Annotated in this window: 16 protein-coding genes; 8 read left to right on the top strand and 8 right to left on the bottom strand. The window is 32.6% G+C overall.

Features of this window, described 5'->3' with window-relative positions; genetic code table 11:
* Positions 1 to 50 precede the first annotated feature (50 nt).
* The 5 genes from JS605_RS11140 (at position 51) to JS605_RS11120 (ending at position 5,160) form a co-directional block, all read left to right on the top strand.
* Positions 51 to 455, top strand: a complete 405-nt coding sequence (locus JS605_RS11140) for a DUF1573 domain-containing protein (protein ID WP_203257800.1) — start codon at positions 51 to 53, stop codon at positions 453 to 455.
* A gap of 111 nt (positions 456 to 566) precedes the next feature.
* Entirely contained in the window at positions 567 to 2,258 is a 1,692-nt protein-coding gene (lysS, locus tag JS605_RS11135) for a lysine--tRNA ligase (protein WP_203257799.1), read from the top strand.
* Positions 2,259 to 2,454: 196 nt separating this feature from the next.
* Positions 2,455 to 3,489, top strand: coding sequence for a hypothetical protein (locus tag JS605_RS11130; RefSeq protein WP_203257798.1), 1,035 nt, complete (start codon positions 2,455 to 2,457; stop codon positions 3,487 to 3,489).
* Positions 3,458 to 3,805, top strand: coding sequence for a hypothetical protein (locus JS605_RS11125; protein ID WP_203257797.1), 348 nt, complete (start codon positions 3,458 to 3,460; stop codon positions 3,803 to 3,805). Before JS605_RS11130 ends, JS605_RS11125 begins: the two co-directional genes overlap by 32 nt.
* Before the next feature lie 11 nt (positions 3,806 to 3,816).
* A complete protein-coding gene (locus JS605_RS11120; RefSeq protein ID WP_203257796.1) occupies positions 3,817 to 5,160 on the top strand; it encodes a patatin-like phospholipase family protein in 1,344 nt (447 codons plus the stop codon).
* 214 nt (positions 5,161 to 5,374) lie between these two features.
* Here the strand turns inward: JS605_RS11120 and JS605_RS11115 are convergent, their stop codons facing one another.
* From JS605_RS11115 to yiaA, 5 genes are all read right to left on the bottom strand, one after another.
* On the bottom strand, positions 5,375 to 6,100 hold the full coding sequence (locus JS605_RS11115; protein WP_239000326.1) for an alpha/beta hydrolase: 726 nt from the start codon (positions 6,098 to 6,100) through the stop codon (positions 5,375 to 5,377).
* A gap of 58 nt (positions 6,101 to 6,158) precedes the next feature.
* Positions 6,159 to 7,037 carry an alpha/beta hydrolase gene (locus JS605_RS11110; protein ID WP_203257794.1) on the bottom strand — a complete coding sequence of 293 codons (879 nt, stop codon included), beginning with the start codon at positions 7,035 to 7,037 and terminating at the stop codon, positions 6,159 to 6,161.
* Between the two features lie 37 nt (positions 7,038 to 7,074).
* Positions 7,075 to 7,752, bottom strand: a complete 678-nt coding sequence (locus tag JS605_RS11105; protein ID WP_203257793.1) for a CPBP family intramembrane glutamic endopeptidase — start codon at positions 7,750 to 7,752, stop codon at positions 7,075 to 7,077.
* Positions 7,753 to 7,763: 11 nt separating this feature from the next.
* The gene (locus JS605_RS11100) at positions 7,764 to 8,027 is read right to left on the bottom strand and encodes a hypothetical protein (protein ID WP_203257792.1); all 264 of its coding nucleotides are present in this window, start codon (positions 8,025 to 8,027) and stop codon (positions 7,764 to 7,766) included.
* A gap of 109 nt (positions 8,028 to 8,136) precedes the next feature.
* Positions 8,137 to 8,619, bottom strand: a complete 483-nt coding sequence (gene yiaA / locus JS605_RS11095; RefSeq protein ID WP_203257791.1) for an inner membrane protein YiaA — start codon at positions 8,617 to 8,619, stop codon at positions 8,137 to 8,139.
* A 151-nt stretch (positions 8,620 to 8,770) separates the two neighbouring features.
* On the opposite strand from yiaA, the gene JS605_RS11090 reads away from it, so the two are divergent.
* From JS605_RS11090 to JS605_RS11080, 3 genes are all read left to right on the top strand, one after another.
* Positions 8,771 to 10,276: a hypothetical protein gene (locus tag JS605_RS11090; RefSeq protein WP_203257790.1), complete on the top strand. Its 1,506-nt coding sequence runs from the start codon at positions 8,771 to 8,773 to the stop codon at positions 10,274 to 10,276.
* Between the two features lie 19 nt (positions 10,277 to 10,295).
* Positions 10,296 to 11,519, top strand: a complete 1,224-nt coding sequence (locus tag JS605_RS11085; protein WP_203257789.1) for a hypothetical protein — start codon at positions 10,296 to 10,298, stop codon at positions 11,517 to 11,519.
* A 103-nt stretch (positions 11,520 to 11,622) separates the two neighbouring features.
* Positions 11,623 to 12,066: a hypothetical protein gene (locus tag JS605_RS11080; RefSeq protein ID WP_203257788.1), complete on the top strand. Its 444-nt coding sequence runs from the start codon at positions 11,623 to 11,625 to the stop codon at positions 12,064 to 12,066.
* A 70-nt stretch (positions 12,067 to 12,136) separates the two neighbouring features.
* On the opposite strand, the gene hemL is transcribed toward JS605_RS11080, so the two are convergent.
* The 3 genes from hemL to JS605_RS11065 are packed head-to-tail and all read right to left on the bottom strand — an operon-like array spanning position 12,137 to position 15,147.
* The gene (hemL, locus tag JS605_RS11075; protein WP_203257787.1) at positions 12,137 to 13,423 is read right to left on the bottom strand and encodes a glutamate-1-semialdehyde 2,1-aminomutase; all 1,287 of its coding nucleotides are present in this window, start codon (positions 13,421 to 13,423) and stop codon (positions 12,137 to 12,139) included.
* Between the two features lie 12 nt (positions 13,424 to 13,435).
* Positions 13,436 to 14,233, bottom strand: coding sequence for a glucosaminidase domain-containing protein (locus tag JS605_RS11070; protein ID WP_203257786.1), 798 nt, complete (start codon positions 14,231 to 14,233; stop codon positions 13,436 to 13,438).
* Positions 14,233 to 15,147: a 1-aminocyclopropane-1-carboxylate deaminase/D-cysteine desulfhydrase gene (locus JS605_RS11065; RefSeq protein WP_203257785.1), complete on the bottom strand. Its 915-nt coding sequence runs from the start codon at positions 15,145 to 15,147 to the stop codon at positions 14,233 to 14,235. Before JS605_RS11065 ends, JS605_RS11070 begins: the two co-directional genes overlap by 1 nt.
* Positions 15,148 to 15,197 lie beyond the last annotated feature (50 nt).

Genomic DNA, 15,197 nt, shown 5'->3' with positions numbered 1-15,197 from the left:
CATCATCATAATTTAGGTTTGCTATACATTAATCACAAAATTATTCAATTATGAAACGAACAGTAAACATTTTTTTCGCCGTATTACTCATGGGAGTTACAAGCATTGTACAAGCACAAGACTTGGCTATGTTAGAAAAAGTAGCTATTATTAATTTTGAAACCGAGGTTGTAGATTATGGTACTATTATACAAGGTTCTGATGGTACAAAAGTTTTCACTTTTACAAATACAGGCAAAGCGCCTTTGGTTATTTCAGAGGTAAAAACAAGTTGTGGTTGCACAGTCCCATCATATTCAAAAGCTGCTATCCTACCAGGAAAACAAGGCGAATTAGAAATTAAATACGACACCAAAAGATTGGGGAGTTTCACAAAAACTATTACGGTTATTTCTAATGCTAAAGTCATTAAGAAAACACTAAAAATCAAAGGCACTGTAGTCGCTGCTAAATAACACTAAACTTTGCTGTATTAAAGACCCCTAAGAATTATTAATAATCCTTAGGGGTCATTGTTTTATTGTTAGGGTAAATAATGTAATTTTGCACCTTTAAAATTAAGTAGCATGCAGCTTTCAGAACAAGAATTGGTAAGACGCGACAAACTCGCAAAATTAAGAGACCTAGGCATTAACCCATATCCAGCGGATTTATTTCCTGTAAAAGAGACTTCAAAGGATATAAAACAGGACTTTGAGGAAGGGAAAAATGTGGTTATTGCTGGTAGATTAATGTCTCGTCGTATCCAAGGAAGCGCAAGTTTTGCTGAGCTTCAAGATAGTGAAGGACGTATACAAGTGTACTTTAACAGAGATGAAATTTGCACTGGAGATGATAAAAGCAAATACAACGATGTTTACAAAAAGCTTCTAGATATTGGGGATTTTATAGGAATTGAAGGCGAACTGTTTACTACAAAAGTTGGTGAGAAAACAGTAATGGTAAAAGACTTTACCTTATTAAGCAAGGCCTTAAAACCGCTACCATTACCAAAAACGGATGCTGATGGTAATACTTACGATGAGTTTAACGATCCTGAATTACGTTACAGACAACGTTATGCAGACTTGGTAGTAAATCCACATGTAAAAGATGTTTTTGTAAAGCGCACCAAGCTGTTCAACGCGATGCGATCCTTTTTTAATGACGCTGGTTACTTTGAGGTAGAAACACCTGTATTGCAGCCTATTGCAGGAGGAGCCGCGGCACGCCCTTTTATAACCCATCACAATTCTTTAGACATTCCTTTATACATGCGAATTGCTAACGAGTTATATTTAAAACGATTAATTGTTGGTGGCTTTGATGGTGTATACGAGTTTTCTAAAAACTTTAGAAACGAAGGTATGGATCGCACCCATAATCCTGAGTTTACAGCCATGGAAATTTATGTAGCTTATAAGGATTACAACTGGATGATGGATTTCTGCGAGCAGCTTTTAGAGCATTGTGCCACTGCTGTTAACGGCACTACAAAAGCTACTTTTGGCGAGTACGAAATAGACTTTAAAGCACCTTATGCCAGAGTAACCATGGCAGATTCTATAAAACACTTTACTGGATTTGATATTACTGGAAAATCTGAAGCAGAAATTCGGAAAGCAGCTAAAGACATGGGTATTGAAGTGGATGACACTATGGGAAAGGGGAAGTTAATTGATGAGATTTTTGGCGAAAAATGCGAAGGTAATTATATTCAACCTACATTTATTACCGACTACCCAAAAGAAATGAGTCCATTGTGTAAAGAACATCGTGAAAACCCAGAATTAACGGAGCGTTTTGAGTTAATGGTTTGCGGTAAGGAAATTGCTAATGCTTATAGCGAACTGAATGATCCTATTGATCAACGTGAGCGTTTTGAACACCAACTAGAATTAGCCAAAAAAGGCGATGATGAAGCTACAGCAACTATAGATTACGATTTTTTACGTGCTCTAGAGTATGGCATGCCGCCAACCTCTGGAATGGGTATTGGTATGGATAGATTAATTATGTTTTTAACAAATAATCAATCTATACAAGAAGTATTGTTCTTCCCACAAATGAAACCAGAGAAAAAACCATTGGCTATTAGTGATGATGCAAAAGCTGTTTTGGAGATTTTAACTAAAGTTGAAAAACTGGAATTGGTAGATTTAAAATCACAATCTGGTTTATCTAACAAAAAATGGGATAAATCCATTAAAGAATTAACGAAAAACAGTTTAGCCAAAGTTGAAAAGACCGAGGAAGGGTTGTTTGTGGAAGTGGTTTAGCTAAAATACTTTTAAATCTAAACCTTTTGGTATATGAACTCGATATAGAAGATTAAGAAAAGTAAGTTTTTTCTTTTTATTTACAGATACTTTTCCTTGTACAATAAAATTTTTTATTTATATTGTTATTTCATAATCTCCCGAAGATAGAAATAAAAATAAATCAAATTTTATATCAATCTTTAATCACAACATAATGAACACAAGAGATCTAAACTCATTAAAAATATTATTAAATGATCTTTTGACGAAAGAGCAACTCCATAACCTACTTAAAGATTATTGGGAATCTAATAAAAAAATTATTAAACTAAGCGGTAGTAAAGATGACATGATTGAATCCTGTTTAAACGCTTTACGAAACGATGTTATTTCCTATGACATAATATTGAATTTAATTCAAGAAGCTGAAGAGTATGGAAACCAATACATTTACCTATATAAATCTCATAACGAAGAAATCAAAACCAAATTAAATAATGGCGATTTCGTTAAAGAAAAGTTATTTTCATTTAATGAACATGACTCTTTTCCTAAATTGATAGGGAATCCTTCCGGTATTGAATGGTCTGATTTCAGATACCCTAATAAAGGAGTAGAAAATACTTGGGTTGCCAAAATGTATGATGTTATAGAAAAATATTATTATCATAAGGATGAAAGAGATGGAGACTATTTAAGAAAAGTATACAAAAAAAGAAGTGAGAGAGTTGCTTATATTGTTCATTGGGAAGGACAAAAAAACACCTTAGAATATAAAATTACCAGAAGTGTAAATTTTGATAAAAACGGAAAAATAAATTCACGTGTAAGTATTAATACGCAAATGCTCAATGCTTATGATATAAATAAAGATTTTCTTATTATTGATTTAAAAGAAGCAATAACTAAAATCCTCAAAGACGCCAATAAAACCAAGGTCTTTAATGTAAAAAGGACAAATCTCATTGATAAATTAGATGGCATTACTACTATTAGACCTCATAATAAAGATAAAGAAACTGTATTTAGTTCTCCTTTAAGGAGCAATACCATAGACAACTTTATTAATAACGGTGGACAAGGTTCAGGAGTTGTTATGACTTTTTTAAAATCAGGATCAAAAGGAGAACTTTCTTCCAATATTAATGTTTATATTGGAATAGACGCTGTTAATGAAATCGTAATTTCCTCAAGAATAAGTTTGAAAGAATACAATTATGTCAGACGAAATATTGCGAAATATCTTTGATGAAAATAACAATTTAGGGAAATATTCCCCTATGATAAAAAAAGTTATTGAGTGGTTTTCCGAAAACCCTAATAGAGATTTGCGTGCTGATAAGTTTTATTCTGTATTCCCTCCTTATTTTGTAGACATATCACTTTATATTTTACAAAAGAAAGGTGTTTTAAAACACTTTTATAGGGTTTTGGATAGAGATGGAATAAAGATAGGTAATGATTATGAAAGCCTTGAGGATATACCTGATGTTTTATATAACGACATTGACGCTCCTATCGACATCGATGACGTTACAATAGTCCATTATTATTCTAAAGATTAATTCTTCTAGTTATGTCTAGCAACGAAGATATATTAAGAGGAATAGAGCTAATCACACATTTCCATGAAAATATAAGACCAAAAATTACCGACAAAAACTTTTTACAAATAAGTTCAGAATGGTTTCCAGTCGTAGTAAAATATAATAATAGAGATCTAGATGAAAAAGCCATTGATTTGATATTAGATGTTTTAACTGAATTAAATGTCAAAAATCTGAGGGCTGCGAAAGAACTAAATAAAACCTTAAAAAGAGTGTATAAAAGTTTACAAAGAGCACTTATAATGAAAGGTGGTGGGATAAAAGGTTTATCATATGTAGGAGCCTTAAAAGAACTAGAGAAATATTACAGTTTTAACTGGTACGCAGGAACTTCTGCTGGTGCTATTTCCGCAATACTTCTAGCTTCAGGATTTACAAATAATGAATTAGAAAAAGTTCTAAAAAATAAAAACTTCAATGATTTCAAAGACGCTTCTTCTGTAAAAAAGTGGTTTAATCTATTAATTAAACATGGTTTTTACACTGCACATACCTTTAGCGAATGGCTAAATGATTTATTAAACGAGAAGTTTGACAAGTATTATCAAATTAAATTAAAAGACATCTATAAAATTACTGGTAACCGAATTACAGTTTTCGCCTCCAGAAGATTTAAATCAGCAGTTGTTTTTGATTCCAATAATAATGAGAAAAATAACTCAGCTACATTCGCCGTTAGGTGCAGTATGTCTATTCCATTCATTTTTACACCTCAAAGAGAAAATGGATTCAACGTATATGATGGTGGTTTACAAAATAATTTTCCAATAGATAAAATATTAGAAGATTCTCCTTATGCGGATTTCTTAGGGTTATATCTAGGCAGTGAAAAATATAAGTTACCCCAAAAACAAAACGCTATAATCTCGATGATAAAGGATTTAGTTTCATTATCAATTGAAAAAAACGATTATGAAGTATTACGAAAACATGAAAATAAAATTATAATAATTGACACTGACCCTATTTCTGTTTTAAAATTTAACTTAAGCGAAGAAGAAAAAAAATTTCTAATTGAAGCTGGAAGTCTGGGAGTACTGAACTATCTAGACAAACAAGGAAAAATTAGTAAGAATAATTTCAATTATCATGAAAGAAAAAAAAATCATGAAGAAATCCGCAAATCTCTCATACAAAAAAACAAAAAAAGCAAACTGATTAAAAGGGTTAAAATTATAGTGATAATTGCACTAATAATACTTATTGTCATCTTTAGAAGAATCTTTATTCAATTTCTCTTCTCATTTCTTAATCTGGCAATAAAACATTTTATACTTTTCAGTTTTTTATTAATAGATATGCTATTTTATTAATCAATATTACTTCCAATATAAGTAAAAAAACACTAAAAAAAGCCGATGATTTTGTAGTAATTTCATCGGCTTTTGCTTTAACTAAACTAAACTTAAACTAAACTTGTACAAATAGACGACATTTTTCTCAATTCCTTACAACAGTTTACAAATGTTTAACTTATCCATACAAATTTTAAGATTTTCTTAGCATTTGTGTTTCAATATCTTAAAGCTACAGCAATAATTCTTCAATAGTGTTATGATACGTTTTAAACTCCATAATATTACTGTGATTTGCTTCATCAATCGTCACTAAAACCCCTTTTCCCTTTGGAATTACCTTAAATAGTTTCTCTGCACTTTTATAAGGCACTACACGGTCGTTTAATCCATGAAACATCGTTATTGGGCAAGTTACGCTTTGTATAAATTGATAAGTAGGAAATTTGTATTTCAATAACGTTTCTACAGGCAAAAAAGGAAACCGATGTTTGCCTACATCCACCATACTATAATAAGGGGTTTCTAAAATTAGCTGTTTAGGTGTATTATGTGAAGCGATGTAGGTTGCAATACCTGTTCCCAAAGAGCGTCCATAAACAGTAATATTTCCTTCATTGTACTTAGTCTTTAAAAAATCGTAAAATAATTGTGCATCACTGTAAAATGCATTTTCTCTTAACTTTCCTGTGCTCTTTCCATAAGTACGATAGTCCATTACCAATACATCATAATCTTTTTCAACAAAAAATTCTGTAATTGCACCCCAACGTGATAAATCGCCCGCATTACCATGAAAGTATAAAATAACTCCTTTGGGGTTTTCTACTTTAAAATGAATGGCATTTAGCAAAGCCCCATCATCTGTTTTAAAATTCAATTCCTCAAAATTATAATTGAATTCATATTGATAATTATCTTCTAAAACCGAAGGTAAAAACAAAAGTCTTTCTTGCATAAAATATAATGCGGCAGTAATCATGACATAAAAACTTATTAAAACGAAAAAAATGTTTTTAAGCTTTCGTTTTAGTGGATTTTGTGGCGTGTTTAACATTAATACTTGTGGTTGACAAATCTATATTTTGAGGTTTACTGGTTAAGATATCATGAATCATAAGATGGTAAGACTCAAAAGTATTTAGGTTTTTATGTCCACCACCAATCACGGTATGTAACTTGGTTAATTTAGGGTTTACCTTAGACAACTTTACACTTGTTTTATAAGGTATTAACTTATCATTAGTACCATGAATAATATGGATGGGACATTGCACGTACTTTAACCATTTGTATGTTGGCAACGGATATTTAATTAAAACCGATAAGGGCATAAAGGGCGCATAGCGTTTGGTTACTTTGGTTAAGCTATAGTAAGGCGCATCCAAAATCAGCATTTTAGGGTTATTCATGGACGCTAACTTTGCTGCAAACCCAGAACCTAAGGAGCGTCCGTAAAGAATAATCCTGTCCTCTGTAGTGCGTTCTTTTATCTCATTGTAAACGCGCTGCAAATCTCTTTTAATGGCTTTTTGGGAACGTTTCCCAGTACTTTTACCAAACCCCCTATAGTCTATCATCAATACATTATAACCATGTCTTGTAAAATCTACTGCAAATTTCCCCCACCCTTTTATACTTTTAGAATTCCCCTTTAAATACAGTACAATCCCTTTCGACTTCTCTTTAGGTTTAAATAGCAAGCCATTAATTATAGCACCATCCCTAGTTTCAAGATTATGCTCTTCAATATCCTGATTTTCATAATAAAACTGGAAGTCCTTGGCTAATTTTTCAGGTTTAAATAAAAAGTAATCCTGTAAATAATACAATGCAACACTAATTACAATGTAAATTACAAGAATAGTAATTATGGTAGATATCCAATATGCCATAAAAAACCTGTTTGCTTACTAAAATACGGAAAATCCCCTAGGTAAAATAGTTCATAAAAATATCCTGAAATGGATCTTGATTAACTACTGTGTAATAAAACAATGCTCCCAACCACCCATGGCAAATACCCATAACGTAAATATTCTTCACTTTTAAGTACATATAACCATAGAATAATGCGAGGATAAAAGTTCCAAACATTAACCACATAGATGGGTAATGCACTATAGAAAACAGAATAGCTGTTAATATAACCACTATTAATTTATGCACTCTTAAATGGTTTAAATTCCCAGCAATTAAACCAATGGTCAAAAACTGCTGTATGCTTCCCCAAATTGGATAGGTTAGAAGTAACGGCAATACGTGCCAAGTAACATTTAATGTATCTTGGTACCATCCAATTATAAAAAAGCTTGATACGGCTACAAAAACAAAAGGCACAATAAACTTTGTTGCTTTTTTAAAATTATCGGTTCTAAAGCCCCAATATTTTAAAATACCTTTTTCTTTTGAAGCACGACAATACACATAGATACTCCATGCCAAAATTGCAACTACTACATACGGTAATCTCCAATTGAGATGATCCATGAAAATGAATTTACCCATTGCTGTTAGCAATACTGCTATAATTTCCAGAGTACGTCTACGCTCTGAAATTAATACTGTTTTTGAGAACTCTATTAAATGTTTGGTAAGATCTGATTTCATTCTCATTGATATTAATATGGATAATACATAAAAGCTAGACCCAACAATACAATTATCATGATGTAGAATATTACAGTCTTTAAGGTTTTATTATTACTCTTTTTGTCTAAATACCAATAACTTACTCCGAACAAAACCCCCATGACAACTAAAATTGGGACGGATAGTACTAAAATTAGAGAGACACCCCCTCCTCCAATTGGCACAAATAGCATCATTATCAAAGTAATCCAACCACAAAAAACTAAAACTAAAGGTCTTAAACGCTTGCTCATTTTATATCTTTTAAAACCCCATAGACGAAGCCACAGGGTTTAGGGTTAACTAACCAACCATCAAAACAACCCTTAGTGTTTTGTGTTTTGATTTAAATGACATTTTAGATTATTTTTCATCTTCTAACTGCCTATCTATATATTGCACATCTCTTGTGTTTTTCTGTACTGCAATAGCTGAAAAAAGACTTAACAGAAAAGACATCCCATAAAACCCTTTTTCGCTTAACAATAAATCTGCATTCCACAAGCCAATAACAAGAAGCACTATGGAAGCTATTGTAGTAAACCAGCTTATACTGTAATAAATAGGAGTAACTGGAATATCTTCCATCTTATCGCGCACTGCTTTTTGAACCGAAATCACTGAAAACAATCCAAAAAGTAAAATGGTAAAATAATAGCCTTTCTCGTTTTGCATCATATCGGCATTCCATAATCCTATACAATAGGATACCATACCTATGAGAAGTGTGGACCAAGATGCGCCAATAAATGCTGATGTTGGTTTTTGATCAAAAACTTTAGTTTTCTTTTTTATTTTCGATTTTTTTAAATCTTCTTCAACCGAAACTGTGGTTTGATAATTCATAATTTTTGTTTTAATGATTACGGTTCAAAATTGCGAAACATTTTAAACCTACAATCGACAGTTTTTAAATATTACTGACGATATATTTTGTATATTAATATCATTTTTTTTCTAATTTTATTGATATAAACATTTTTTTAATGACGATTAAATGAATGACTTAAACCACATGGTTGCATCATTTTCAAAAGAAGATGGGCAGAAATTTATTGCATATCTGGAAAAAAAGAATAAACGAAAGGATATTAAAAACATCCAACTCTTCAAACTACTTCAAAATGAAGATTTAGACTCCAAAGATATTTGTTTAAAACTCTACGGCAGTAATAACAATAAAACAAACGCTTACCATGCCCTAAGGAAACGCTTGTTTAAATCTATCATTCATTTTTCTGCAAACTCAAGTTTGGAAGATGAGAATTCACTTCAAATGGAAATTATACGATATATTCTTGCTGCCAGAAATTACTTTGAGCAAAAACAATATAAAGTTGCGTTTAGAATTTTAAATAAGGCAGAAAAGATATCTGTAGAGCACCATCTATTTTCTCTTCTAAATGAAATATACCACACCCAAATACAATATGCGCACACAAATCCTTTAATAAACTTAAATCAACTCATTGAAAGATTTAACAAAAACAAAGCGCAACATCTTTTGGAAGACCAATTGAATATTATTTACTCCAAAATTAAATACAAACTCGCTAGAGAAGATAGTTCAGATTTTCAAACCATACTACAAAGTATTTTGGAAGAATACAATTTAAACATCACTAACAAGCTCTCTTTTAAATCGCTCTACCAACTTATTAGCATTGTCACGTTTTCGGCATTTGCCTCCAATGAGAATTTAAAAATAGAAAACTTCCTAATTCACAACTACAACAATATATTATCATATAAAGCTCAAGAAAAGCAACCGTATTACCATATTCAAATCTTATATCATATTGCAAACACACTGTTTAGAAACAAGAAGTTTAAAACCTCCAAAAACTATTTAAACCAAATGCATACGCTTATGTTAAAATATGAGGACAAATACTATAATATGTTTCTATTAAAATACAATTTACTTTTAGCTTTAAACTATAACTTTTCCAATAAGCAAACAGAAGCCATTGCAATTCTTGAACCTTTTTTAAAAACAAAACACGTAGATATAGAATCTATTTTAGACATCCATCTTACTTTAGCCATGTTTTATTTTCAAAACGATGCTCTAAAAAAAGCTCATCAAGTTTTAAGTAAATTTTACCATAGCGATGCATGGTATTCTAAAAAAGCGGGTAAAGAATGGGTTATTAAAAAAAACCTCATGGAGATACTCTTACACATAGAATTGGGAAACATTAATCTGGTAGATTCTAAACTTTTAAGTTTTAAACGTCAACATTACGAATATTTAAAATCTATCAAACAAGATCGTGCCATAACCTACCTAACACTTGTTGAAGCTTATTATAAAACACCCGAAAATGCTACTTCAGAAATATTTAAAACCAAAGTTGAGCAATCTTTTGAATGGCTAACACCAAAGCAAGAAGATATTTTTGTAATGAGTTTCTATGCTTGGTTAAAAAGTAAAATGACCAGGCAACCACTTTACACAACTACCTTAACACTCATACAACATGCATCAACAGAACTCTAAAATATTTTATATTTGTTTGATGCTAAGAAAGTCCCTAATCATTTTCTGTTTTGTAAACCACATCTTATGCTACGCGCAACAACAAGACAGTATAGTCTTTAAAAATGGCATAGACAGACCTAGTATATTAGCGACACACCATTTTGGGATTTTTAGTGCTCGCATTAACAATAATTTTAAAATTGCACCTCCCAAAAATCCCACACTGTTAATTAATTACACCAGTGGCAATAATTTTCATCCCTTTGTAGAAGCTCATTTCCCTAAAGACCCTGCTGTTAGGGAGGAATTAAGCAATGTTATTTGGTTTAACAGAAGGTTTAACTTTATAGACCAAGAAACCACACCAGCAGATTACATGAATATTGTTATTGATGCCGTTATAAAGGAATTCCGTTTCGATTATAATATAGCGCTAAGCAAACAAAGCGAACTGGGCATTACATGTAGATCCTACATAATCAGTAAAGGAAAATACCCATTTTCTTTTTTTACCAGTGATGAAACTATTGAATGGTTTCACAGTAACATTGCTGGTGGCGAAGACCCTTTTGGTAGACGCTTTTACGGGTTAAACCAAGTAAACTTTAACTATCTAGATAGAAATGGCAGGACTTTAGAACTAAAGGCCAACGATTTTTTTGTAGGAGGCTTTGAACTTAACCATTTTTATTATCCCGACTTCTTAAGAAACGAAAGCAAACACATATATGTAAACATTGGGAGCCACCTTGGTGTAAACACCTCTAAATTCAATAGTGCTTTAGACTATGGTATTTCCATAAATTCTGTAAAGCAAGTCATTTTTAAAAATCAAAACATTTTAAATTTTGGATTGGGCGGCAGCCTCTTACGTAAAAACTTTTTAAACTTTAGAAACGATAATATTGATTTAGGGAACAATAGACTCCTAGCTACTTTTGAAGGGCACATAGAGTTTACCAAATACACGAAAAAAGGCAACTATAATGCCCTTGGGGTTAATTATCACATACAATCCCGTTTTAATAAAAAAGAGGAAGCAGGGTATTACAGGCTTTTAGGAAAATGGCAAGAAATAAACGGTGGCTGGCACAACGGTGTCGCTACATTGTACAATACCTTATCAGACTGGACACTAATTTATACTTACGCCACATCCAAATACAAATTATCCCTGTTTTTTAAACAGGATTTAGATGTAAATAACGCCCCAGACTTCCAGACTGGCATTGCACTAAACCTGCCTTTTATTAAGCAGTAAGGCTTCCCGTATTCCTGTTAATCTTACGTTAAAACTTGGATGCTTTTTAAACCATCTTTATTTGTTATGGTCTAAGAAGCAAACATTTAAAAAAGACATCATCATGAAAAAATTAGTTTTAGTTGTAATGGCGCTATGTGCAATTCAAATCACATTCGCCCAAGGGCATCAAAAAAATAAAAAGGGCATGAATCTAAGTGCTGAAGAAATTGCCACCATTCAGACAAAAAAAATGACTTTAGCTTTAGATTTAACAGACGCCCAACAAGAGAATATCTATCAGGTTAACTTAGAAAACGCAAAGCTAAGAAAGGAACACATGGCAGAAAGAAAGGCAGAAAGAGCAAGTGGAAACACACAAAAACCTACCAAAGAGGAACGTCTGGAAATGGCTAACAAAAGATTAGATCATCAAATAGCCGTTAAAGCTAAAATGAAAGACATATTAAACGATGAACAATATACAAAGTGGGAACGCATGATGGCTAAAAAGCATGCGAAAATGAAAAACAAATTAAAAGAAAAGAAAGCTCTCAAAAAAGCATAGATTGAGTTTGAATTTTATTTATTAGTGATTTTTGTTTAGTTGAAAACACCTCCAAGTTTGAGGTGTTTTTTTATATCTGTTTCGCTACTTTGCCAACTGCGTTTATTGTAAAATCTAAATCTTCGTACGTTAATGCATCAGTAATAAACCAGGTTTCAAATGCACTAGGCGCTATGTACACGCCCTCATTTAACAATCCGTGAAAAAAGGCTTTAAATGTATCGTTATTTCCATTGGCGGCAGTATCAAAATCATAAACTTCGTTCTCGTCAAAATGAACAGAAATCATAGACCCTACACGGTTTATGGTATGCTTTACTTCATTTTTAGTTAAAACGTTAGAAATGCCTTTATGTAAATATTCCGTTTTCTCAGCCAGTCTTACAAAAACATCATCGTTTGCATTTAAAGTATTTAGCATTGCCAAACCTGCTGCCATTGCCAACGGATTCCCACTCAAGGTTCCTGCTTGATACACTGGCCCCAAAGGTGCCAAATGGTTCATAATCTCATCTCTAGCAGCGAAAGCACCAACAGGCAAACCGCCTCCAATTACTTTACCAAAACACACAATATCTGCATTTATATTATAAAGCTCTTGTGCACCACCTTTAGCTAATCTAAACCCCGTCATTACTTCATCAAAAACTAATAAAATGTTATGCGCATCACATAATGCCCTTAAGTTTTCCAAAAAGTTTGGTTTAGGAGGAATACACCCCATATTACCCGCCACAGGTTCAATTATAATACACGCTATTTCTTCTTTATTAGCTTGTATTAATGTTTTTACATTATCAATATCATTATAATTAGCCAATAAAGTATCCTTTGCTGTACCCTGTGTTACGCCCGGACTGTTAGGTGTTCCAAATGTACTAGCGCCACTACCTGCTTGAATCAAAAAGGCATCAGAATGTCCATGATAACAACCTGCAAACTTGATTATTTTATCTTTTCCTGTAAACCCTCTTGCTAAACGAATGGCACTCATACAGGCCTCTGTTCCTGAATTCACAAAACGAATCTTATCTATGTTTGGCACCATAGACACAGCAAGTTCTGCAATTTTTGTCTCAATCTCAGTTGGCATCCCAAAAGAAGTTCCTTTCTTGGCTTTTTCGATTACGGCATCTACCACAGGTTTAAAAGCATGCCCCAAAATCATTGGTCCCCAGGAATTAATATAATCTATCAAGCGGTTACCATCTTCATCGTACAAATAAGCACCTTGCGCTTCTTTTACAAAAATTGGTGTACCTCCTACGCCTTTAAATGCCCTTACAGGAGAATTTACGCCTCCCGGAATTACTTTTTCAGCCTCTGCAAACAATGCACTACTGCGTTTATATATCATTTGGAATTTTATCTATTTTACCTTTAATTCTTGACCTATTGCAATACTAGTTCCTTTTATATTATTTAAAGCTTGCAACTCCTTAACGGTAATATTATAACGTTTAGAAATATTGTACAACGTATCACCTTTTACAACCGTATGTACCGTGTATTCTATACTTTTTTCTTCAGTAAATTTTCGTTCTGAGGAATTTCTTCCTAACACCTCATCATCATACTTGTATAGCTCATAACGCTCAATTAAACTAATCAGTTTTTGAGGATACTTTTTATCGGTTGCATAACCAGCTGCTTTTAGGCCTCTAGCCCACGATTTATAATTTGAAACTTCTAAATCGAATAGACTAGCATAACGTTTTCTTGATGTTAAAAACAAAGAATGGTCCCTAAACGAATATTTAGGGCTATTGTACTTTCTAAAACATTCTCCTTTTTTATCATCATCATGATAAATTTTTGCTCCTGTCCAAGTATGGCATTTAATACCAAAATGATTGTTTGCTTCAACCGAAAGCCTTCCTTTTCCCGAAGCCGACTCTAGTATACCCTGAGCCAAGGTAATACTAGCAGGGATATTGTACAACGTCATTTCTTTTTGCGCTATAGCTTTGTATGCTTTAATATAAGCTTCAGTTGCACTCATATTTGAGGTTTCGGGAATCGTTTCAACGTTTTCGGCAACCTCCTTTTTCTCAACCACCACGCGTTCAGTAGTTTCTTTTTTAGGCTTCTTAGTAACTACAGTTTTTTTAGAACCACAGCTAAACACAAAAAAAACTAAAGATATTAGAACTAATAATCGTTTCATTAAACTTGAATTAAGGGTAATTTTTTCTTTTTTAAAACCATATTCATACCGCTTATACCCTGTAAACCTCCTGTATGAATTGCTAAAATTTTTGAACCGTTGGGAAAAAATCCTTTTTCAATTAAACTATAAATACCAAACATCATTTTACCCGTATAAATTGGGTCTAGCTGAACATTATTTTCTAATTTAAACCGATTAATAAAGGCTATTAAATCCGTGTTTATTTTAGCGTATCCTCCAAAATGGTAATCTGTAATTAAATCCCAATTGGTCTTCTGCACAAAGTTACTAATATCTTTATGTAAAAAAGAAGCTTTTAAAGCTGGAAAACCTAAAACTTGTTGACTGGGTTTTGAACAATTGATAATCCCCGAAATAGTACCCCCTGTACCAACTGGACAGCATACATAACTAAAACCCTTGTCTTGAGTAGTTAAAATTTCTTCACAGCCCGTAACCGCTAATGCATTGGTACCTCCCTCTGGAATTAAATAGAACTCACGAAACTCTTCTTTTAACAATTTTATAAAGGCATTAGAAGTCTTGTTGCGATAAGACTCCCGCGAAACAAATTTAAACTCCATACCATGCTCTTGGCAAAAACGCAATGTTGGATTATTTTCAATTTGAGATTGTAGTTCTTCTCCCCTAATCACACCAATAGTTTTAAACCCTAACACGCTTCCCGCTAACGCCACTGCAGCTATGTGATTTGAAAATGCACCACCAAAGGTTAGTAAGTTTTTGTAACCCCGTTTTTCAGCCTCTTTTAAATTATACTTTAACTTTCGGTATTTATTCCCCGAAACAAAAGCATGCATTTCATCTTCTCGCTTTAAAAATAGGTGTACTTTATTTGCTGTGGAAAGTTTAATTTCCTGATTAGGAGTATGCTCAAAATCAAAGTTCATCACACACGAAGATACTTTAAAAAATTCCAAAATCGACGTTTCCCTAAAAA

This window comes from Hyunsoonleella ulvae (genome assembly GCF_016827605.1).
GTDB lineage: Bacteria > Bacteroidota > Bacteroidia > Flavobacteriales > Flavobacteriaceae > Jejuia > Jejuia ulvae.
This window is presented reverse-complemented; position numbering and strand designations above follow the sequence as displayed.

Coding starts and splice junctions, on each gene's coding strand:
- JS605_RS11100 (WP_203257792.1), bottom strand. CDS start 8,027: ATGAGCAAGCGTTTAAGACCTTTAGTTTTAGTTTTTTGTGGTTGGATT.
- JS605_RS11090 (WP_203257790.1), top strand. CDS start 8,771: ATGAATGACTTAAACCACATGGTTGCATCATTTTCAAAAGAAGATGGG.
- JS605_RS11125 (WP_203257797.1), top strand. CDS start 3,458: ATGTCAGACGAAATATTGCGAAATATCTTTGATGAAAATAACAATTTA.
- JS605_RS11115 (WP_239000326.1), bottom strand. CDS start 6,100: ATGCAAGAAAGACTTTTGTTTTTACCTTCGGTTTTAGAAGATAATTAT.
- hemL (WP_203257787.1), bottom strand. CDS start 13,423: ATGATATATAAACGCAGTAGTGCATTGTTTGCAGAGGCTGAAAAAGTA.
- lysS (WP_203257799.1), top strand. CDS start 567: ATGCAGCTTTCAGAACAAGAATTGGTAAGACGCGACAAACTCGCAAAA.
- yiaA (WP_203257791.1), bottom strand. CDS start 8,619: ATGAATTATCAAACCACAGTTTCGGTTGAAGAAGATTTAAAAAAATCG.
- JS605_RS11120 (WP_203257796.1), top strand. CDS start 3,817: ATGTCTAGCAACGAAGATATATTAAGAGGAATAGAGCTAATCACACAT.
- JS605_RS11070 (WP_203257786.1), bottom strand. CDS start 14,233: ATGAAACGATTATTAGTTCTAATATCTTTAGTTTTTTTTGTGTTTAGC.
- JS605_RS11110 (WP_203257794.1), bottom strand. CDS start 7,037: ATGGCATATTGGATATCTACCATAATTACTATTCTTGTAATTTACATT.
- JS605_RS11065 (WP_203257785.1), bottom strand. CDS start 15,147: ATGAACTTTGATTTTGAGCATACTCCTAATCAGGAAATTAAACTTTCC.
- JS605_RS11140 (WP_203257800.1), top strand. CDS start 51: ATGAAACGAACAGTAAACATTTTTTTCGCCGTATTACTCATGGGAGTT.
- JS605_RS11085 (WP_203257789.1), top strand. CDS start 10,296: ATGCTAAGAAAGTCCCTAATCATTTTCTGTTTTGTAAACCACATCTTA.
- JS605_RS11130 (WP_203257798.1), top strand. CDS start 2,455: ATGAACACAAGAGATCTAAACTCATTAAAAATATTATTAAATGATCTT.
- JS605_RS11105 (WP_203257793.1), bottom strand. CDS start 7,752: ATGAAATCAGATCTTACCAAACATTTAATAGAGTTCTCAAAAACAGTA.
- JS605_RS11080 (WP_203257788.1), top strand. CDS start 11,623: ATGAAAAAATTAGTTTTAGTTGTAATGGCGCTATGTGCAATTCAAATC.